We start from the raw sequence: 20,155 nt of genomic DNA, 5'->3' as shown, positions 1-20,155 counted from the left end.
AACTCTCAATTTAATGTTTGTTTGAAGCTAGCTTTTCAGCTGACTTTTGCTTTTTTATTCTCACCGAATTATTGTTTGGTTTGTACTTCTCTCAAAGTATTTACTTTATTTAATTTATTAAGGTTCTTTGTTAAATTATTTCGTTGCCTTAAGTGACAACTATTAAAGTATACTATACTTTTTTTAGCTTGTCAAGACTTTTTTAAAACTTTTTTAAATTCTTGTAAACTTAATCAAGTTTTTGTTACGTCTCTTTCAGACAACTATTACAGTATACGCTCCTAAATCATACTTGTCAAGTATTTTTTGAAATTTTTTTAAAATTTTCTGTAATCATGTATAATATTAAGTAAGAAAGGGGGGCTTATGGGATTTACAAATGATGATATTTACAGAGTTTTCACGATGTATCAGGAATGTTTAATGGTAAATTGTTCTCTTTTGAATAAGCTTGATGAGAATTTAAGTAACAGAGACCACGGTTCTAACCTGAATAATGGGTTTAGGGAGCTTTTTACGACTTTTCCCGATTTCAAATCAGAAAACCTATCAACTCAATTCAGTAATCTATCATTTCTATTTACATATAAAGTAAAAGGCGCAACATCCCCTATCTACTCTTATGTATGTGATAAGATTTCAGCATATCTTACAGATGTAGATGTTATCGACCGTGAAATGTTCGGAGAAATTTTGAAAATCACGACCGAATCTGTGAAACTTGTTGGAAACTGTAAGTTAAATGACAAGACAATTCTAGATTGCATCCACGCTGCAACAGAAAGCTTTGAAAAAAACAAAAATGAAAATACAATTAAATTAATGAAAAAAATAAGCGTAGATTGCAAGATAGCTTGCGAACAAACTTCAGAAATGACAGCCAACAAAGGCAAAGCACGTCACAACGCGATTTTCTCCGTTGGAGTGATAGACCCTGGTGCTTATTCGTTGTTTTTGTTTTTCGACACATTATACAAATATGTACTCAAAAAAAGACGCACAAAATAAAATCTCAATTCAACTTTTAAGTTAAATTGAGATTTTTTCTTTATTCTTCTTCTAATCCAAGGATTCTGAGTTCCTCATCAGTAAGTTCTCTGAAGTCTCCCTCTTCCAAATCCTCTGGCAATTTGAAATCACTTATCTGAACTCTTTGTAGTTCAACAACTTCATTTCCAACTCTTTCAAACATCCTTTTGACTTGGTGATATTTGCCTTCTTTTATAGTAAGGTAGCAATTGTAATCGTCGATAATTTCCATCTTCGCAGGTTTCGTTATGATGTCTTCCGGCATCAACTTGATTCCTTTTTCGAAAGTGTCGTTGTATTTCTCATCAACCTTATCTCTCAAAGTAACCTTGTACTTCTTGGACACATCTTTTTTCGGAGATATCAAATTGTGTGCAAATTTTCCGTCATTCGTTATAATCAAAAGCCCTGTCGTATCCAAATCCAACCTTCCTACAGGATTCAAATCAAACACACAAAGTTCTCCCATATCGTCAATCACTGTCTTGTGCATAGGATCTTTCGAATGACTCGTCACACCTTTTCTCTTGTTCATCACGAAATACAAATACTTTCTGTACTCAATAACCTCATCGTAGATTTTCACCACGTCGTTGTTTTCATCTATATGCTCAGAAGACTTCTTCACAGTCACATCATTAACCGTGATAATCCCCTTTTTCACCATTTGTTTTATCTCTTTTCTCGTTGCGATCTTCATCTCGCTAAGCATTCTATCTAATCTCATATCTCTCCTTATGGTACAATAATTTTGGGTGATGTAATGTTTAGTATATATTTTTTAACAATAAATTTAATAACTTTTCTAGCCTTCTTCATAGATAAAAGGAAAGCCATTCACAACAAATACCGAATTTCTGAAAATGTTCTGATACTCTTGTGCATACTCGCAGACTTCATCGGAGCAATGAGCTCCATGATAATCTTCAAACATAAACTATACAAGAAGAAATTCACCATCTCAATTCCATTGATTTCATTGGTTTATCTTGTAGTATTCGTCTTAATTAGCCGAGGAATTTTTTCATTAAATTAAGCTTTTTGTCCGTAAATGGTTTGAATCTAAATGGATTGTCGACTTTTCTGGAAACATAGACCGATTGTTTGTGTGAAAAAGTGTCAAATCCCCATTTGCCATGATAATGGCCAAGTCCGCTATTGCCAAATCCACCGAAAGGCGCCTTGTTGTTGGAGATGTGCATCATACAATCATTGATGCATCCTCCGCCAAATCCCACAGAATTAGTGATATAATCGCACAATTTCTTGTCCTTGGTGAACAGATAAAACGCCAACGGATTGTCCATCCTTCTGATGTGCATCAAAATCGCATCGATATCAGTATATGAAATCACAGGAAGCAACGGCCCAAATATCTCGTCTTTCATTATCTCATCATTAAAAGTCGCATCAGTAAACACACACGGTTCAATAATCATCTCATCATCGTGGTATTTCCCACCGATTCTATCCGTTCTATCTCTCATAATTTTTCTGAACTCATCGTATTTTGTCTTCGTTTTTATCCTAGACATCTCTGAAATATCGGAATAATTCTCGTCAATCTCCTTCAGTATATAATGCATAAGCCTATCCTTGATGCTTTCTTCAACCACCAAATAATCAACAGCCACACAAGTTTGTCCGGAGTTTGTGAACTTCGCCCAGCAAATCTTCTTCGCTGTATCTTGTAAATCAACATTCTTGTCCACGATACATGGACTCTTACCTCCCAATTCCAAGACACATGGCTTCAAATTCTCTGCCGCTTTCTTATACACAGCTCGTCCTCTGTTTTTGCTACCAGTGAAGAAATAAAAGTCAAACTCTTCTTCCAACACCTCATCATAACTTCTGTCATTTTCAAGATGAACAATATCCTCCACAGGCTCTAGAACTTTTTTCATTAATTCTCTGATCTTAGGATTTTTTCTACTCATCATCAAATAAACACTATTTCCAGCGGCAATGGCATCAATCACAGGAATCATACTCAAATTAAAAGGATAATTCCACGGACTAATAATCAAACACACACCGAACGCCCTGTTTCTGATTTCCGTTTTGTTCGGAAAAGTCAACAAATCAAAAGAAGTATTCTTAGCCCTCGCAAGTTTTACAGTGTTATTAATGAAGAAATTCAGCTCCTGCATCACAGTTGCATACTCTGTCATGAAACCCTCATATTCGCTTTTTCCGATATCTTCCTTCAAAGCCGAGATTATCTCTTCTCTATGATTTTTCACAGAATCTCGTAGTTTTCTCATATACAAAACCCTAATAGAAGGCTTCAACAAAACCGTTTGAGATTTTTCTCGTAAGTTTTCAATCATAATTTACCTCTCTATAAAAAATAAGCCAACTGATTCGTGTAAAATCAGTCAGCCTATAATTACTTTTCATTAATACGTACAAGTCCTATCAAATTGCCGTTAACATTTCTAATTGAATCGATTGATTTTTCGATGTCGCTCTTTTTAGTTTCTCCAACCTTGTACACCAACAAAGTCGCATCGCAAATTGCTGACAACGCAACAGCATCAGAATAAGCTTCGATTGGTGGAGTATCGATAATCACATAATCGTAGTTATCTTCCAAAATACGGATGAAATTCTTCATAGCTTCACTTGAAATAATCTCATTCGCATTTGGTGGAATAGCTCCAGCGTGAATAATATCCAAATCCCATATCGATTCGTCGTGACTAATCGCAAGATTATAGTCCATCTTATTCACAACGACATTTGTAACGCCGATTTCAGTGTCAATATCGTAGAAATTTCTCAAACTTGGTCTTCTCAAATCCATATCCACAATAACAACCTTGTGATTGGACAAAGCAAAGCTCTTCGCCAAGTTAGCAGCCACAGAAGTCTTGCCTTCTCCGAAAAATCCTGAAGTAACCACGATAGACTTAATATTTGCTCCAGCGAACTTCACATTAGTTCTTAGATATTTGTATTGTTCATTAAACAAAGCCCTATCCTTCATCTATCATAGCACCCCTTTCATCAACATAAGGAATATCTCCAATAACATTTACTCCCAAATCTTCCACATCAGTATTCACTCTCATGACATCATCGTGAGATTCTCTCACCATAAAAGCTATCAATGAAATAAAAAATCCCACAGCATATGCCAACAAAGTGTCCTTAACCAAATTTGGAGACACAGCTTGTAATGGAGCAGAAGAGTATTCCAACACCTTAACACTGTATTCATCTGCATCGTTCTCCACAGTGATATCTGCCAATTCATCGGCAATATCTCTTGCACGTTGAATAACAGTATCCTCAACATTTATACTAACAATCTTTGAGTTCTCGTCTGAAATGCTAATTTTCTTTCCCAAATCTTCAACATTTGATCTCAACTTCAAGTTTTGCTTCACTTCAGTCAACACCATTCTAGACTTAACCAAAGACTTCACAGTTTCTATTTGAGTAGTAGAAGTGTTGCCACTTTTCGCGCTCACTACAACCTTGGAATCCACACTGTACACAGGTCTCACCCACATAACATCGTAGCAAATCATCGCAATCCCGAACAAAAGCGCCACCATAACAATAGGCACAAATCTATTTCTCAAAGTTCTTACAAATAAGTTATCTCTCATCTTATCTCCTCTTACCAAAAATCTTCGACAAAACTCCACCGCTCTTCTTCTCTAATACAGGAATCCTGTCTATTCTTTCATCTTCCACGATAAGTTGTGGATTAAGTCTCATAATCAAATCAAAATAATCCGAATCTATAATCTTATGAAGAGATTTAATCCCATCTCTAATATATTCCGCCTCATATGCATTTTCAGATTCCGTAGCCACAACATCCACCATTTGTCTGTCCAACAACTCCTTAGCAGTCTTGAACAACCTGCTAGATTTAGACTTAACCACAGAACTCATATCCAATTGCACCAAACAGTCCCTTTCTTTCAAAGAAATCAAATAGTCTGGATTTTCTTGGACATACTTGCATCTTTCCGGATGAACGATAATCGGAACATATCCTTTGATTTGGATATCGTATATAAACTTATTCAAATCCTTGTATTCAGTTGTACTTGGAAGCTCAAGCAGAATATATCTGGAATAATTAATCGAACTAATCAGATCATTGTGAAAATACTCCATCATCTTAGGATCACAGCTCATCAAATTGCCCGACAACACCTGAAAATCAATCTTTTGATAATCAAGTTCTTCATTAATCCTATCGATAAGAAGTTGCTTTTCATCAGCAGTCAGAACCCTTCCATTCGTAGAAATCTCAGAGGCACTCACAACCTTTTTGTAACCAAGTCTCACATATTCTATTGCAGTCGCAATAGCCTGATCCATATTACTCGAACCATTCTTCATGTCCGCCATTATCTTGCTATTAATATCAATCATTTACTCACCCAAAAATTCCTTAGAAACAAAACCTACTTGACCATTAAAATCAACCTTAACCCAAGTAGCCCCATAGTCATCCTTTGTTTCTTCGATAACCTTAAGCTCATCGTCCTTCTTAAGCTTAGTCACAATATCAGAATTAGTGCTAGCTTCACTTCTCAAATTCAAAATATCCGCAGTAACCTTCATAGTCTTCTTTTCAGTAGATTCTTCCGGTTTATTGGAAGCAGTGTTTTCTTCAGAAGGCTTTTCTGCTGGTTGTTCTGGTTTTGAATCTTCAGGTTTTGTTTGTTCTGTAGATTCATTTTCCACAGACTCTGCTGTTTCCGTATTTCTCATCGATTCGTAGTGTTCTGGTTTTCTCAGACAACCAGTCGTCAACACCAACACCAAAATCGCAATAGGTATCAATCTCTTCATAAAATCATCTCCTAATTAACAATTATTATTTTAACATATATTAAGACTTTTATATACCTAAAAATCTCCAAAAAATCACTACTTACATTATACCATCAAATCGCGAAATAGTAACGTGACATTAGTTCCATTATTATATATAATAGAAGAAGATAATCATATTAATATAAGGAGAAAAGTGTGAAAATTTCAATAATAGGATATTCCGCATCAGGAAAATCCACACTAGCACAAGACATATCACAAACATACGATTTGCCATTGCTTCATCTTGACCAAGTAAACATGAAAGAAAATTGGCAAGAACGTGACCTTGATGAAGCGATTAACATAGTAGAAAATTTTATGAAACAAGACGATTGGGTAATAGACGGAAACTATAGCAAATTAAAGAAAACAGAAAGACTCGCTCTATCTGATATCATAATTTTCCTTAACTTCAACAGATTCAATTGCCTTGCAAGAGCCATCAAGCGCTACATCAAATACCATGGCAAAACCAGAGAAAGTTTACCAGACAATTGCCCCGAAAAACTGGACTTTGAATTCATCAAGTGGATACTAATAGATGGACGCAGCAAAGAAAAGCGTGAAAACTATGCCAACATGAAAAAACATTACTCACACAAATGGATTCAAATCAATAACCAAGAAGAACTCACAAAATTTAAGAAATACCTCCAGCGAAGCAACACGAGCCTGTAATAGGCTCTTTTTTATTGGAGTTTTTTGAAAAACAAATATTTTGACAAGTAAAAATACCCGATCACATGATCGGGTATTTTCAGTTCAATAAACTACAGAATCAAATCTATAATTTACTCTTCATCTTCTTTTTTCTTCTTTGAAACATACAATCCACCCAAAGTAGATAGAGCTGCAGCAGCCATCATCATAGCTTCTGATTCAATACCTGCTTTTGGTAAGTTCTTAGCTGGTTTGTCTTGTTTAGAAGGTTTAGAAGGTCTAGTTGGTGCATCGGCAATCTTTTCAACTAAATCACTACCCTTGATAGTATCCTTAGATCCATCTGGATAAGTGATAGTAGCTGATCCGTCTTTTCCGATTTCAACCTTAGTTCCTTGTGGGAATTTATCCTTATTAGCCTTTTCAATAGAATCCTTAACCTTGTCTTTTTCGTCCTTAGTTAAGTTAGAAGGATCTTCAACCTTAGTCTTTCCTGGAACTGTTGGATCTACCTTATCAGCGATATTCTTGTCTGATGGCTTATTGTCATCACCAGGTTTGTTTCCGTCACCAGGTTTGTTTCCGTCACCAGGTTTGTTTCCGTCGCCAGGTTTATTTCCGTCACCAGGTTTGTTTCCGTCGCCAGGTTTGTTTCCGTCACCAGGTTTGTTTCCGTCGCCAGGTTTGTTTCCGTCGCCAGGTTTATTTCCGTCACCAGGTTTATTTCCGTCACCAGGTTTGTTTCCGTCGCCAGGTTTGTTTCCGTCGCCAGGTTTGTTTCCGTCGCCAGGTTTGTTTCCGTCGCCAGGTTTGTTTCCATCACCAGGTTTGTTTCCATCACCAGGTTTTTGGTCATCGCCAGGTTTGTTTCCGTCGCCAGGTTTTGATGGATCAGTTGGGCCACCTGGAGTTGTTCCTGGGTTATCTCCAGTAGATTTTTCATTAACCAACTTGTCTGCTGGAATAGTATCCTTTGATCCATCTGGGTATGTGATTGTTGCATTACCCTTATCATCAACGTCTACCTTAGTTCCTTCTGGGAACTTATCCTTATTAGCATCTTCAATCTTCTTCTTAACTTCTTCTTTTTCCTTATCAGTTAAGTTATCTTTGTCACCTACATCAGTCTTTCCTGGAATAGTTGGGTCGATAATATCAGAGATTGGAAGTTCTGGTCTGCCATCAATTTCTGGATTTCCATGTTTGTATTCGAATACAAGATCTTCAGCTGGGATAGTATCTTTTGATCCATCTGGGTATGTGATTGTTGCATTACCCTTGTCATCAACCGATACTTCTGTTCCTTCTGGGAACTTATCCTTATTAGCTTCTTCAATCTTATTCTTAACTTTTTCTTTTTCCTTATCAGTTAATTTATCAAGATCTTTAACTCCAGTTTTTTCTTCTGGAATATTTGGTTGAACTTTTTCTGCATCAGTTGCACCCTTTTCAGTTATAGTTTGATCAGGAGTTAAGGTATTTGTTGATCCATCTGGATAAGTGATAGTTACATTACCTTTGTCATCAACTTCAACTTCTTTAGCTTCAGGATTTACTTTCTTAACTTCATCCTTAACTTTCGCTTTTTCTTCGTCAGTTAATTTATCCTTATTTTCAACTTCTGTCTTATTTGGTGCGACTGCTGGATTCTTTTCAGCATCTGTTTTTGCTTTTTCAGTTACTGTTTGTTCAGGTGTTAAAGTGTTTGTTGAGTTGTCTGGATATGTTAATGTTACTGATCCATCATTTCCTACTTCAACTTTTGTAGCTTTTGGGTTAGCTGTCTTAACTTTTCCTTCTACTTCTTTCTTTTCTGCATCTGTTAATGCAGTCTTATCTTTAACTTCTGTCTTTTCAGGTGCTACTACTGGATTCTTTTCTGCATCTGTTTTTGCTTTTTCAGTTACTGTTTGTTCAGGTGTTAAAGTGTTTGTTGAGTTGTCTGGATATGTTAATGTTACTGATCCATCATTTCCTACTTCAACTTTTGTAGCTTTTGGGTTAGCTGTCTTAACTTTTCCTTCTACTTCTTTCTTTTCTGCATCTGTTAATGCAGTCTTATCTTTAACTTCTGTCTTTTCAGGTGCTACTACTGGATTCTTTTCTGCATCTGTTTTTGCTTTTTCAGTTACTGTTTGTTCAGGTGTTAAAGTATTTGTAGATTTGTCTGGATATGTTAATGTTACTGATCCATCATTTCCTACTTCTACTTTTTCAGCTTTTGGATTCTTGTCTTTAACTTTCTTTTCTACTTCTGCTTTTTCTTCTGGAGTAAGAGCAGTCTTATCTTTAACTTCTGTCTTTTCAGGTGCTACTACTGGATTCTTTTCTGCATCTGTTTTTGCTTTTTCAGTTACTGTTTGTTCAGGTGTTAAAGTATTTGTAGATTTGTCTGGATATGTTAATGTTACTGATCCATCATTTCCTACTTCTACTTTTTCAGCTTTTGGATTCTTGTCTTTAACTTTCTTTTCTACTTCTGCTTTTTCTTCTGGAGTAAGAGCAGTCTTATCTTTAACTTCTGTCTTTTCAGGTGCTACTACTGGATTCTTTTCTGCATCTGTTTTTGCTTTTTCAGTTACTGTTTGTTCAGGTGTTAAAGTGTTTGTAGATTTGTCTGGATATGTTAATGTTACTGATCCATCATTTCCTACTTCAACTTTTTCAGCTTTTGGATTCTTGTCTTTAACTTTCTTTTCTACTTCTGCTTTTTCTTCTGTAGTAAGAGCAGTCTTATCTTTAACTTCTGTCTTTTCAGGTGCTACTGCTGGATTCTTTTCTGCATCTGTTTTTGCTTTTTCAGTTACTGTTTGTTCAGGTGTTAAAGTGTTTGTAGATTTGTCTGGATATGTTAATGTTACTGATCCATCATTTCCTACTTCAACTTTTTCAGCTTTTGGATTCTTGTCTTTAACTTTCTTTTCTACTTCTGCTTTTTCTTCTGTAGTAAGAGCAGTCTTATCTTTAACTTCTGTCTTTTCAGGTGCTACTGCTGGATTCTTTTCTGCATCTGTTTTTGCTTTTTCAGTTACTGTTTGTTCAGGTGTTAAAGTGTTTGTAGATTTGTCTGGATATGTTAATGTTACTGATCCATCATTTCCTACTTCAACTTTTTCAGCTTTTGGATTCTTGTCTTTAACTTTCTTTTCTACTTCTGCTTTTTCTTCTGGAGTAAGAGCAGTCTTATCTTTAACTTCTGTCTTTTCAGGTGCTACTACTGGGTTCTTTTGTGCATCTGTTTTATCTACTACCTTAACAACAACTTGAACTATTTGTTTTGATCCATCTGGATAAGTGATTGTTACATTTTGAGTGTATGGACCAACTTTACTATCTTTTGTTGGTAATTTTGCTGAGTCAACATATAACCAAGCATGAGAATCATTACCTATTGGTAGAAGGATTCTGTTATCTTCGCCGACTACAAATTCTTTGCCATTTTCCTTGAAGATTAGTTTAACTTTTTCATAAACATCGTGTGCTTTTACGTCAGTTCCTTTTGGTACTTCAAATTCTCCGCCTTTTGCGTTAAATAGTGAATTCCAAGAAGCTACATTCACTTTTACAGATACTTCATCTTTTGATCCATCTGGATATGTTACTACTACTGTAGCATCTTTTGATCCATCTGTTTTAGTGTCTACTGGTTCTTTGAATTCATATTTTGTACCTTTTGGTAGTGAATCTTTGTTTTTGATTGCATCTTCTGCTTTTGGTGTTTCACCTTTTTTAACTGTTATGTCTTGACCTTTTGGAGTATTTTTTGATGCTTGTGATTCACCTACTGTTACTGCCACGTCTACTATTCTTGATGAACCATCTTTAAATGTTACTTTTACTTTTCCTGTATAGCTTCCAGTTTTGTTTACATCTATTGTGCCTTCTGGTGTTACATCTACTACTGTTGCACCTTCTGGTAAGTTTTTGATGTTATCTGTTAAGTCATATGTGCCACCAAATTCTACTTGTTCAGCTTCTGCTTCAACTGCTGGTGTTGTTTTTGTAGCTGTTGCTGTGATTGTTGCATTGTCAGCTGTGATTGCTGTTCCTGGTACTGTTGACCAAGTTGGGTTTTCGTATCCGTCTTTTGCTGTTACTGTTGGATATTTATCAGCTGGTAATTTTGTTCCAATCTTTACATCATATACTTTGTTGTTTGCAATGTCGTTTACACCTTCACCATTTGTGAATGTTACTCTTACATATCCGTCTGGTGTTGGTTTGTCTTCATTTCCTGTTCTGTCTATGATATCTAATAAAGTTGCACTAGCTCTGAACGTGAAAATTCCACGTTTGCTATAATATGGCGCTCTATTTGTAACTTTATGATCTGCTGGGTCCCATTTTACTGGTCCTCCATAACCATCTTCAAATGTTATATCTGTTGGGAAGTGATCGTCTTCTAAAGTTGCGCCCATTTTAGCGTATATTTTTACACCATTAGTGTTCACTTTACTTACACCTAGCTTGCCAGCAAATACAACCGGAATTGCACCGTTAGGTAGGTCTGATTCTTTTATAGCATCAGGATCTGTATTATTTGGATCTATAACTACTACATGTTCACTTACATATAGCCATTGATTTTCAACTTCTATTGAAGATCCATCATTAAAACTTAATCTTAGTTTACCTTCAAATTTTCCGGCTTTACTTGAATCTCTTGTTGTTTGAGTTATATCTGTTACTGTTGCTTGTTCTATTAGTTCCCTTACTTTAGCTGCATTAGTAGTATTATTTGGTGTCACACCTTTTTTCCAATCAATGTCGTCACCCTTCCAAACTTTAATTGTTTCAGGGCTTATTCCGCCAAGTTCTTTTAGTTGATCGGCTATTGTTGCTTTTTTGGATACATTAATAACTGCATTAACATTATCTGTTGTTCCATCTGAGTATTTTACTACTACAGGAATTTTAACAGCTTTTTCTGCATCTCCCTCAACTGGTGTATAAGTCACGCTACCGTCAGCATTAACTTTTGCACCTGCTGGAGCTCCTTCACCTAATTCGTAAGTTACATTTTCTGGTGTTGCTGGATTTCCTTCTTTGTCAGTAAATGTTGGAGCAGCTACTGTTGCTTCTGTTCCTACTTTTCCATCTACAGCTGTATAAGATGGTTCATATTTAGTTGCTTCACCATCTTTAATTGAAAGTGGAACTCTGTCTACGTGTCCTTTTTTGATTAGGACTTCTTGTCCTTTATCATTTAATTTATAGATATCATAAGTTACTTCTACGTTTGGATCTTCTTGTGTTGCTTCAACTTTTACTGTTGGAGTTCCAGAGATTTGATCTCCTGCTATAGTTAAACCATCGATAGCTTTGCCATCTATAAATTTGGAAGATACATTTTTAAATACATAGCCTTCAATATCTGCAGGTTTTACAGTTTTATTGTATTCAAGGCCAACTTCTCCATGTTCTAGTGGCGAGTCTGTAACAAGGGCTGTGTAGTTAGATGTTCCTTCCATTATTTCTCCAGAATCTTCATCAAGAATAGAGGTTGTAACAGTTACAGTGTATTTTCCAGGGACTTTTACGTTCCCGGAGATTGTACCTGTTTTTTTATCTATAGTAAGTCCTTCTGGAAGACCTTCAGCTGAATAGGTTGCACCCTTCATTGATTCATCATTAGCTGCAGGATTTGCAATATTTACATCATCATAGGCAGACACTACAATCTTACCTACCTTAACAGTAAAGGCATCTTGAGCTAAAACTGGTCCTAGACCTCCATCCGGTTTAACATAGTGAAGTTTTGCTATAAAGGTTTTTGTTTCCTTTACATCTTTTGTATCATAAGCTGCTTCTGCTAATGCACCTGTAGCTTTTGGGTTTTGAGTAGGTTCTTCTTTTACTTTGTTTCCATCTTGGTCATACCATACGATTTTAAATGAATCATTAGTGTTTTTGTAAGGAAGACCTTGAGTATTAGTTTTTGCTACATCTCCTGGGATTGCTGTATTTGCTTGGGTATCAAAGTTTGTAATGTTGAATTTAATTTCTGCCGGAGCAAGGTTAAAGTCAGCTCTTGTTGAGTTAGCTGCTTGAACTGTTGATACTCCAAAGGCTGCTTGAGCCCAACCACCGTGGATACCCCAGCCATTGTCAGAGCCTGTGTACCAGTTGTAGTTCCATGGAGTTCTCTTTACAACATCATCTGTATCCTTGGTTGAGATAAATAACCAGTCAGAGTTTACGTGTTTTTCATTCCAATCAAGTGCACCTGTTAAGAATGATCCATCTTTGGCATTTTCTGCAACGGTACCAAGACGGTTTGCTTCTTCCGCGCTCCATTTGTGGGCATCGCCTGCATAGTACTTACCTGCTACTCTTTCGTATTCAGCTACTGCAGAAGTATTTCTATGAGGACCCCAAGTTCCCTTAAATTGGATTAGGTAATCGCCTTCATCATTTGTTTTAGCGCTTACTGTTTCTGCAATCCACTTGTCTTTATCAGCTGCAACTTGTTTAGCAATCCATTCTTGTAATTGGGTTTCAAGTTTAAATGTCCAACCTGATCCACGTATATCGCTAGGTTTGGAAAGGCCTAACATCTTTGCTGTTTTAGCACTGTAAATTTGTTTCAATGCATAGTCAGATAGGTAGGATGCAGTAACTGTTACTCCTTCAGCTGGTGATGTAGGCGTCGATACGATACCCCATTGAATACCACCTGCAGATTCATAGTCCCAAGAAACTTTTCCCCATACAGCTCCTTGACCTGTTTTAGAAATTTGTGGAGTTGTTGGAGTTGCTCCCTTGTGCATCTTTGCTTCATCTTGTTTTTCCATCAAAAGAACTCTGTAATTAACGAGTCTGTTTGGTCCAAGTTGGAAATCGCCACCTGCTACTTTTCTGTCTGTAAATTCAACACCTTCTCCTGTAGAGTATTGAAGTTGGTAGCCTTCTGGAATTGTAGACTCATCTACCCACATTTTATAGGATTCACTCCCTGCTGATGATGTCGTATCTGCATCGAATTTTACTAATTTTCCATCTTGGCCAATATATGGTTTCATTTTAATGTGGAATTGTCCGTCAGCTCCTGAAACTGCGTAATAAGTTGGTGATGTTCTATTCCCTTTTGCTTCATACCATTGGAAATATACCTTTACCCCTTCTATTGGTTTAAATCTTTGTCCAGTTTCTGCCCCTAAGTCAGCATTGATGTCGCCGCCAACTAGAACACCAACATAGCCATGAACTGCATCTTTTGCATCGGCACTTGTAGTTGTGTCTTCTGGTGGTGCAGCGTCTCTAACTCCAGTTGTTGGTGCTTTTGGTGCTAATGCTAATTCTGGTTGATTTAGTTTTTCTATAGCATCTTTGATGTGTTTTTCAACATCGTAATTAGGATCTTTTTCTAGTTCTAATTTAATGTCGTTTTCAATCTTTTGGATTTGTTCTGCATCAAATCCAGCTTCTTCAAGTTGTTTCTTTTGTTTTTCTGTTAATTTAAATTCAGTAGTTTTTTCTGCTGTTTTTTCAGTTGTTGCTTCAGATGTTTCTTCTGCAGTAGCTTTTACTGATCTATCTTGTGCATTTGTTTCAGTCGCTTGTGAAGAATAAGCTTGTACGTGAGAAACTGGTTGTTCAGTTTCTGCAATTTCAGCAGCTTCTTCTTTTGGTTGTTCTGATTCTTCTTCAACATTTTCAACGTTGTTAGCTTCTGTTAATTCAACTGTAGCTTCTACAGCTTGTGGTTGGTCAACTTTTTCAGCTGCAACAACGTTAGGTGTGAAGAACATCATGTAACCTAAAAGGCATGAAACTACACCTACTGTTAGTTTCCTAAGACCGTATTTTGGTCTTTCGTTAAAGCTTTTGGCTCTTTTTTCGGTAATGATTTTTTCAAATATCTTTTTGTTATTCATTACATTTTCCTTTCTTAGAATATTTTCTCTATTGGGTGGTTGGTTTTTGTAACAAAAATAAAATTTCGTATTAAAAATTGTTACTTTTTTGTAATATTTCCCTTTTAAATTCATTTTAATAAGCAAACCACAACAATTGTGAACTTAGAATTTTATTTTTTAAATAATGAAATGCCCGGAAAACGGCTTGTAGCCTAATGTGAAAAAATAATGATTTGTTCAAAAGTTTTCTAGCATTAAATAAAAAATCAACTCTTCGTATGGATATTTTACCACAATCAACAAAAAATGCAACCATATTGATAGCAAATAAAATAAATAGAATCTTCGTTCAATTTACTTACTTTATTGTGATTGTCTGTTAAAAAGCGTGTTTATGATAACATTTGAGCATATGTTTTTATCGCACTAAATCATGTATTGTTATTCTTTTTTATTCTTAATTATCACATTTAACAAAAACACCAATTCTTTTAAAAATTATGATTTTTTTGAAATTAGTTAAAGATTCTAAATTTTTGTTTGATTTGTTAAGTTTATATTGTTTTAAACATTATTTTTTCACTAGTAATGTTAATTCTATTTAGTTTTAAATTTTAAAATGAATTGTTATTTTCAATTTAATTGAGTAATTAGACTTAATTAAAATAAAAGTGTCAACATTTCCATATAAATAAAGTGGCTTTTCAGACAATATGAATTTTTATGATTTTTGAGATTTTTGAACAGAATTATGTTAATACGAAAAATTATTTCAAATTAAGTTACCAATCTATGAACTAAAAAAAGAGAGGACATATGTCCTCTCTAAATCTTTTTAGTATAATCTATTTGCGTAAATTATTTACGTTTTTTAAGTGAAAGATAAGCTCCACCCATTGTAGCCATAGCTGCTGCTGCTATTGTAGCTGCTTCAGCTGCTGCACCTGCTTTTGGTAATTGTTTCTTTACTTTTTTAGCTGGTTTAGCTGGTTTTTTGTTATCTTCTTTTTCTGGTTTTTTGTTGTCTTCTGGTTTCTTTTCGTTGTCTTTTTCTTTTTCAACTACGATAGTTCCACCTTCGATAACTTTTTCGTCATCTTTTTCTTCTTTTTTGTCTTCTTTTCCACCTTTAATAGTTACATATTCAGGAATTTCAATTTCTTTGTCTTTAGCTTCGTCTTTTTTGTCAGATATTTCTTCAACGTTGTTTTCAGCTTTTACTTCAGCTTCTGGTCTGAATAAACTTTTAACTTCAGAAACCATTTTACCTTTTTGAACCACTTTGTATCCTGTTGGGACTGTAGTAATTGTAATCTTGTAAGTTCCTTCAACAATACCTTTAACAATGATGTCTCCGTTTTCGTCAGAAGTAGCTGCGTATACTTTTGAAGTATCTTCGATATTAGTGAAAGTTAATGTTAATCCTTGTACACCTTTACCAGTAGTATCTTTTACTGCAAACTTGTAAGTGTATACTGATTTAACTTCTTTGATTTCATCTTTTGTTTTGTTGTATTCTTCTTTAAGTTTGTTTAATTCTTCTTGTAATTTAGCAATTGCATCAGCTTGTTCGCTACCTGATAATTTTGCCCAATCTTGAAGAGCTTTAATTGTTTCTGCACTTAATTGACCTGCTAGATCATTGATTGATTTATTTTGGTCAGCTAATATTACATTTATTTTAGTGTAGTTTTCTTTTAAAGTTTTTTCGATAGTCTTTAATTCTTCTGCAACTTTGTAAGTTTTTTGGTTAGCTGCTGCATATGCTTTTTTAGCTGTCTTATATCCTTCTAAAGCACTATCATAAGCTTTTTGTGCTGAAACTGTTCCAGCTTGAGCTGCTTCATATGCTTTAGTAGCTTTTTCAATTTCTCTTCTAGCCTTTGTTAATTCAGCTGCAGATTCATTCCATCCGTCACTTAATTTGTATTTTTTGTTTAATCTATTAATTTCAGCATCATAAGCGTTTTTGGCTGTATTAAAAGCTGATTTTTGAGTTGCTTTTGCCGCGTTTACAACATCATCAATCTTTGCTAATTCAGCATCGTATACAAGTTTAGCTTTAGCTTCAGCTTGAGTTTTTTGTTCAAGAATTAATCTTAGTTCAGTAATGTGTCCAGCTTCTGAACCTGCTTCAACTGCTGCATCAAGTGCTTTTTGTGCCGCTTCTTTGTCAGCTACAGTTTTGTCATATGCAACTTTAGCATCTTCTGATTTTCTCTTAGAATTTGCAATAACTGTATCATATTCTCTTTGTGCTTTTTCTTTAGCTGCTTCATATTCACCTTTAGCTTTTGCTACTGCTGCTTGGTATTCACCATATTTAGCGTCGAATGCATCATTTACTTTGATTAAGTTTAATCTTGCTTTTTCTTCATTATCTTTTGCTTTTGTTAATGCTTTTTCAGCTGCTTCATATTTTGCTTTTGCTGCTTCATATTTTGCTTTTGCTGCTGCTTCTTCTTTTTGTAATTTTTCAATTAAACCTTCAGAAGTTCCATCTGGATTGAATGGTTGAGTAACAATTTCAGCTCTTCTTGCTGATTTTTCTTTAATAATAGCAGTGTATTCTGCAATCTTTGCTGCTGCTTGTTCTTTACTTAAGTTTAATAAATAAGTGTAAGAATCTTCAGCTTTGTTGTGATCAGCGAATGTTCCAGCTGGAATTGCTGTTACGATTAGAGCACCAGCTAATGCTGCTGTCAATAATTTTTTGTTTAATTTCATTGGTTTATTCCTCCTAAAATTTTTAACCTTCATAAACTTAAACTTATATCATTTATGACTGTTTATCTGTAATTATATTTTAAATCAAATAATTTAATAAATCAAGCTTTTTAATAAAAGTTTAGTGCTGATTTGTCTAAAATATAACTTAGTAAACTTTCATTTCATGATAACGTGTGTCTATGTAAATTTAATTATACTATAACGAATTAAAATTTCAACCTTTTTTCGAGAAATTTTTTGTGTTTTTACATATTTTTAATGGTTTTTTGATGTTTTTTTGATATTAGACGTATTTATTCTTGTTTTTCTTGGTTTGTATTGGTAGATTTCGCTTAATTTAAATTATTTTTTTGAGTTTGTTTTGTTTTTATGTTCTAATTTTCTTCGATTTCTTTCTCTATATATTATTATATGTTCGTGTGGTAATTATTAGTAGTGTTGTTATGTGAATATTGTGATATATGAGAAAATATTTACATGTCAACTTTGTTATAAAATTATTGCTAGCAGTAGTACTTATAGCACAATGTTATTTGATTTTGAGTTCGTTTGATTTGTGTCAGATGTTTCGTATTTACGCTGTTATGCTAATGCATCTTTTTTTAGATGTTAACTATCGGTACTGTTAGTATAAATGAGATTTGTTTTTGTAACTTTTTTGTAATTTTTTCTCATATTTTTATTTTTTTCAAAGAAAAACACCAAGTTTTTTTGTCCTTGGTGTGTTGTCGTGTTTTAACTTACAATATATTTCATCTGCATGTGTTCGATTCCATCTTCATCGAATGGTTCTGAGTTTTGAATGAATCCTATTTTTTCGTAGAAGTTCTTAGCGTAGGTTTGTGCTTCTATGATTATGGTATCTGCGTGAAGTGTTTGCGCTGCAAATTCCAGCGCTGCTTTCATTATTTGTGCGCCGTATCCTTTGCGTCTTTCTGATGCGATTACTCTTCCGATGTGGAATGTGTCTTCTATTTTGTACAATCTACAGTAAGCCAAGATTTTTGAGTTGTCGTCTTGTAGATATATGTGGTAGCTTTCTAGGTCGATGTCGTCTATTTCGTGGTAGGGGCATTTTTGTTCAACTACGAATACGTCTACTCGGAGTTTGTAGATTTGATAGAGCTCTTGTGTGGATAGTTGTGTGAATTTTTGGATGTGTGTTTGCATTTTATCTCCTAAAAAACTATGCAATTATTCTTGCATAGTTACTTGTGTTTGTTCTTGTTTTGTGTGTGATAGGTTTTCTTGTGTTTTGTCTGATAACGCGATTAATGATGTGATTATCATTGACATTATCAAAAATGTTGTGGCTGGCGATAATTTTAGTGGTACGGATTCTGGAAAATGTACGAGATATCCGTAATTTGTATTAAGAATTAGGTTTACTGTCATTATTACTGCATTCATGATGCTTGTTATCATGAGCGTGTCTTTGATTTTGATGTGTGATGTGTGTGATGATATTATTAACGCTCCGGTAAATGCTAGTAGCAAATGGTTCATGGTGTATGTTAGGTTGGTTACGTGTGGCCACAAGTATTTTGATGGGTCTGGAAATGCGAATGATATGATCGCTCCGATTAGTCCGAGCCATGCGAAGTAGCGCATGAGTTTGTCGTTGCGAAGGATGTATGCTACTAGCATCATGATTGCTGATATTCTGCAGTGAAACAGCGGCAATCCTTCTTTTATGAATATGTTGTGGTTTCCTACATACCATGTAAACAAAAGGATTTGTCCTGCAAAGCCCAGAACCAGTGCTGGTTTGAGTAATTTTTGTTTGTTTTTGATTTTGTAGGCTAATAATATTACTATTAATAGCATTATTCTGAGTAATGCTATGTTGATGTCGGTGTAGGCATCTTCTGTGTATCTGAAAAATTGTGTCATTAATTTTAATAATCTCCTCGTAGATTTACGGATTGTCCAGTGTTGCAGATTTTTTTGACTTTTCCGTCTTTGATTACGTAGCAATTTCCGTAGATTTTGTTTTCATTAGGGACGATGTATGCTCCGTCTTCGATTGCGTAGAATTTTCTCCCGTAGCTGTCGGGAAGTGTGACATCTTCCATGATTCTTTGATTGTCCAGGCGCTCATCTTTGATATCTTTGTAGTGTGGAAGCACTGTGATATCTGTAATAGCCAGTCCTTCAAGGAATCTGTCGTAGTGCGGCGATTTTGCTTCGCCAAGTTTTTCGGGCTGTGCGTACACTTTTGTTGCAGAGTTCATGCTCCCAGCACTTATTCCTATTACAAGTCCTTTATAATCTTTTATGTATTGTTTAAGCCTAATGTCGTGGAAGAATTTGTTTTGTGTGGGAACGTGCCCTCCTGCGAGTATTATGAGGTTTGCGTTGGATATTAGTTTGTTTAAAATGTTTTTTTGAAAAAGAGAAAAAACATCCCAGCTTTTGACTGTGAATCCACTTTTCTCGAATGCTCTTTTGTGGTGAGAGCTTATTGTATTTGTGAGAAATTGCCTGTATGGATTTGATGGAATGTATAGGCAGTTGATATCATCTACATATTCGTGGATTTTGTCGACAAATCCATTTAAGCTGTTAAGTTGTCGTTTGTCCTTGGACATTATGTCACTTGTGAGTATGACCTTCATTTGGTTCTCCTATATTTCGTGCAAATATATTTCGATTCGTATTTTGACCCAATTATCCAATATTTCTTTGGATATAACTTTGCCATACAATAATTTGCCAGCGTCCATTAATCTTGAAAATACAATATTGTCCGCTTTTGGCACGTATCCTAGCTTTACGTTCATATCATTTCTGATTTCGATGGCGTTAGTGTCGTAAGGATTGTCCTGTTGTCTGTAAAATTCCAGCCTATCTCCTATGTGGATGTGCTTTTCCAACTCGTCCATTCCTTCGATGTGTGTGGTTCCTGCGATATGCGTATCGAAAAGCAAAATATCACGTTGGAACGGTTTGATTCCAGATAAGCCATGTCCATCAGTGTATTTTATTCTCAAATAATCGTTGTTCTTTTTTATGATGTCACTCAT

Annotated in this window: 15 protein-coding genes; 3 read left to right on the top strand and 12 right to left on the bottom strand. The window is 35.1% G+C overall.

The genetic code is table 11. The features are described from left to right. The first annotated feature begins 366 nt into the window (after positions 1-366). Positions 367-1,008: a dihydroxyacetone kinase subunit L gene (locus ABDJ34_RS06020; protein ID WP_412701714.1), complete on the top strand. Its 642-nt coding sequence runs from the start codon at positions 367-369 to the stop codon at positions 1,006-1,008. 40 nt (positions 1,009-1,048) lie between these two features. On the opposite strand, the gene ABDJ34_RS06015 is transcribed toward ABDJ34_RS06020, so the two are convergent. Then, complete coding sequence (locus ABDJ34_RS06015) at positions 1,049-1,756, bottom strand: pseudouridine synthase (RefSeq protein ID WP_412701713.1); 708 nt, start codon at positions 1,754-1,756, stop codon at positions 1,049-1,051. Positions 1,757-1,792: 36 nt separating this feature from the next. Between ABDJ34_RS06015 and ABDJ34_RS06010 the strand changes: the two genes are divergently transcribed. Then, positions 1,793-2,065, top strand: a complete 273-nt coding sequence (locus ABDJ34_RS06010; protein WP_412701717.1) for a DUF1294 domain-containing protein — start codon at positions 1,793-1,795, stop codon at positions 2,063-2,065. Here ABDJ34_RS06010 and ABDJ34_RS06005 read toward each other — a convergent pair. The 5 genes from ABDJ34_RS06005 to ABDJ34_RS05985 are packed head-to-tail and all read right to left on the bottom strand — an operon-like array spanning position 2,037 to position 5,853. Continuing rightward, entirely contained in the window at positions 2,037-3,362 is a 1,326-nt protein-coding gene (locus ABDJ34_RS06005; RefSeq protein ID WP_412701712.1) for an aldehyde dehydrogenase family protein, read from the bottom strand. The two genes, ABDJ34_RS06010 and ABDJ34_RS06005, sit on opposite strands and share 29 nt — an antisense overlap. A gap of 59 nt (positions 3,363-3,421) precedes the next feature. Beyond that, the gene (locus tag ABDJ34_RS06000) at positions 3,422-4,021 is read right to left on the bottom strand and encodes a CpsD/CapB family tyrosine-protein kinase (RefSeq protein WP_412701711.1); all 600 of its coding nucleotides are present in this window, start codon (positions 4,019-4,021) and stop codon (positions 3,422-3,424) included. Next, a complete protein-coding gene (locus ABDJ34_RS05995) occupies positions 4,011-4,649 on the bottom strand; it encodes a YveK family protein (protein WP_412701710.1) in 639 nt (212 codons plus the stop codon). The genes ABDJ34_RS06000 and ABDJ34_RS05995 overlap by 11 nt, the downstream gene beginning before the upstream one ends. 1 nt (position 4,650) lies before the next feature. Next, entirely contained in the window at positions 4,651-5,430 is a 780-nt protein-coding gene (locus ABDJ34_RS05990; protein WP_412701709.1) for a tyrosine-protein phosphatase, read from the bottom strand. Next, entirely contained in the window at positions 5,431-5,853 is a 423-nt protein-coding gene (locus ABDJ34_RS05985) for an SH3 domain-containing protein (protein ID WP_412701708.1), read from the bottom strand. It lies immediately after the preceding gene. A gap of 180 nt (positions 5,854-6,033) precedes the next feature. Between ABDJ34_RS05985 and ABDJ34_RS05980 the strand changes: the two genes are divergently transcribed. Then, complete coding sequence (locus ABDJ34_RS05980) at positions 6,034-6,558, top strand: DNA topology modulation protein (RefSeq protein WP_412701707.1); 525 nt, start codon at positions 6,034-6,036, stop codon at positions 6,556-6,558. Positions 6,559-6,671: 113 nt separating this feature from the next. Here the strand turns inward: ABDJ34_RS05980 and ABDJ34_RS05975 are convergent, their stop codons facing one another. The 6 genes from ABDJ34_RS05975 to ABDJ34_RS05950 all read right to left on the bottom strand — a co-directional run bounded on the left by ABDJ34_RS05975 (position 6,672) and on the right by ABDJ34_RS05950 (position 20,155). After that, on the bottom strand, positions 6,672-14,417 hold the full coding sequence (locus ABDJ34_RS05975) for a Rib/alpha-like domain-containing protein (protein ID WP_412701706.1): 7,746 nt from the start codon (positions 14,415-14,417) through the stop codon (positions 6,672-6,674). Positions 14,418-15,257: 840 nt separating this feature from the next. Continuing rightward, positions 15,258-17,126, bottom strand: coding sequence for an adhesion factor FAF (gene faf / locus ABDJ34_RS05970; protein ID WP_412701705.1), 1,869 nt, complete (start codon positions 17,124-17,126; stop codon positions 15,258-15,260). A gap of 738 nt (positions 17,127-17,864) precedes the next feature. Next, positions 17,865-18,299 carry a GNAT family N-acetyltransferase gene (locus ABDJ34_RS05965; RefSeq protein ID WP_412701704.1) on the bottom strand — a complete coding sequence of 145 codons (435 nt, stop codon included), beginning with the start codon at positions 18,297-18,299 and terminating at the stop codon, positions 17,865-17,867. A gap of 24 nt (positions 18,300-18,323) precedes the next feature. Then, a complete protein-coding gene (locus tag ABDJ34_RS05960; RefSeq protein ID WP_412701703.1) occupies positions 18,324-19,022 on the bottom strand; it encodes a YwaF family protein in 699 nt (232 codons plus the stop codon). A 5-nt stretch (positions 19,023-19,027) separates the two neighbouring features. Further along, the gene (locus ABDJ34_RS05955) at positions 19,028-19,747 is read right to left on the bottom strand and encodes a Type 1 glutamine amidotransferase-like domain-containing protein (protein WP_412701702.1); all 720 of its coding nucleotides are present in this window, start codon (positions 19,745-19,747) and stop codon (positions 19,028-19,030) included. Between the two features lie 9 nt (positions 19,748-19,756). Next, the gene (locus ABDJ34_RS05950) at positions 19,757-20,155 is read right to left on the bottom strand and encodes an HIRAN domain-containing protein (RefSeq protein ID WP_412701701.1); all 399 of its coding nucleotides are present in this window, start codon (positions 20,153-20,155) and stop codon (positions 19,757-19,759) included.

The sequence above is a fragment of the Finegoldia dalianensis genome, assembly GCF_046255015.1.
Taxonomy (GTDB): Bacteria; Bacillota; Clostridia; order Tissierellales; family Peptoniphilaceae; genus Finegoldia; species Finegoldia magna.
This window is presented reverse-complemented; position numbering and strand designations above follow the sequence as displayed.

What these genes read in the sequence shown, in the direction of transcription:
- ABDJ34_RS06020 (WP_412701714.1), top strand. Translation starts at nt 367, where the DNA reads ATGGGATTTACAAATGATGATATTTACAGAGTTTTCACGATGTATCAG.
- ABDJ34_RS06015 (WP_412701713.1), bottom strand. Translation starts at nt 1,756, where the DNA reads ATGAGATTAGATAGAATGCTTAGCGAGATGAAGATCGCAACGAGAAAA.
- ABDJ34_RS06010 (WP_412701717.1), top strand. Translation starts at nt 1,793, where the DNA reads ATGTTTAGTATATATTTTTTAACAATAAATTTAATAACTTTTCTAGCC.
- ABDJ34_RS06005 (WP_412701712.1), bottom strand. Translation starts at nt 3,362, where the DNA reads ATGATTGAAAACTTACGAGAAAAATCTCAAACGGTTTTGTTGAAGCCT.
- ABDJ34_RS06000 (WP_412701711.1), bottom strand. Translation starts at nt 4,021, where the DNA reads ATGAAGGATAGGGCTTTGTTTAATGAACAATACAAATATCTAAGAACT.
- ABDJ34_RS05995 (WP_412701710.1), bottom strand. Translation starts at nt 4,649, where the DNA reads ATGAGAGATAACTTATTTGTAAGAACTTTGAGAAATAGATTTGTGCCT.
- ABDJ34_RS05990 (WP_412701709.1), bottom strand. Translation starts at nt 5,430, where the DNA reads ATGATTGATATTAATAGCAAGATAATGGCGGACATGAAGAATGGTTCG.
- ABDJ34_RS05985 (WP_412701708.1), bottom strand. Translation starts at nt 5,853, where the DNA reads ATGAAGAGATTGATACCTATTGCGATTTTGGTGTTGGTGTTGACGACT.
- ABDJ34_RS05975 (WP_412701706.1), bottom strand. Translation starts at nt 14,417, where the DNA reads ATGAATAACAAAAAGATATTTGAAAAAATCATTACCGAAAAAAGAGCC.
- faf (WP_412701705.1), bottom strand. Translation starts at nt 17,126, where the DNA reads ATGAAATTAAACAAAAAATTATTGACAGCAGCATTAGCTGGTGCTCTA.
- ABDJ34_RS05965 (WP_412701704.1), bottom strand. Translation starts at nt 18,299, where the DNA reads ATGCAAACACACATCCAAAAATTCACACAACTATCCACACAAGAGCTC.
- ABDJ34_RS05960 (WP_412701703.1), bottom strand. Translation starts at nt 19,022, where the DNA reads ATGACACAATTTTTCAGATACACAGAAGATGCCTACACCGACATCAAC.
- ABDJ34_RS05955 (WP_412701702.1), bottom strand. Translation starts at nt 19,747, where the DNA reads ATGAAGGTCATACTCACAAGTGACATAATGTCCAAGGACAAACGACAA.
- ABDJ34_RS05950 (WP_412701701.1), bottom strand. Translation starts at nt 20,155, where the DNA reads ATGAGTGACATCATAAAAAAGAACAACGATTATTTGAGAATAAAATAC.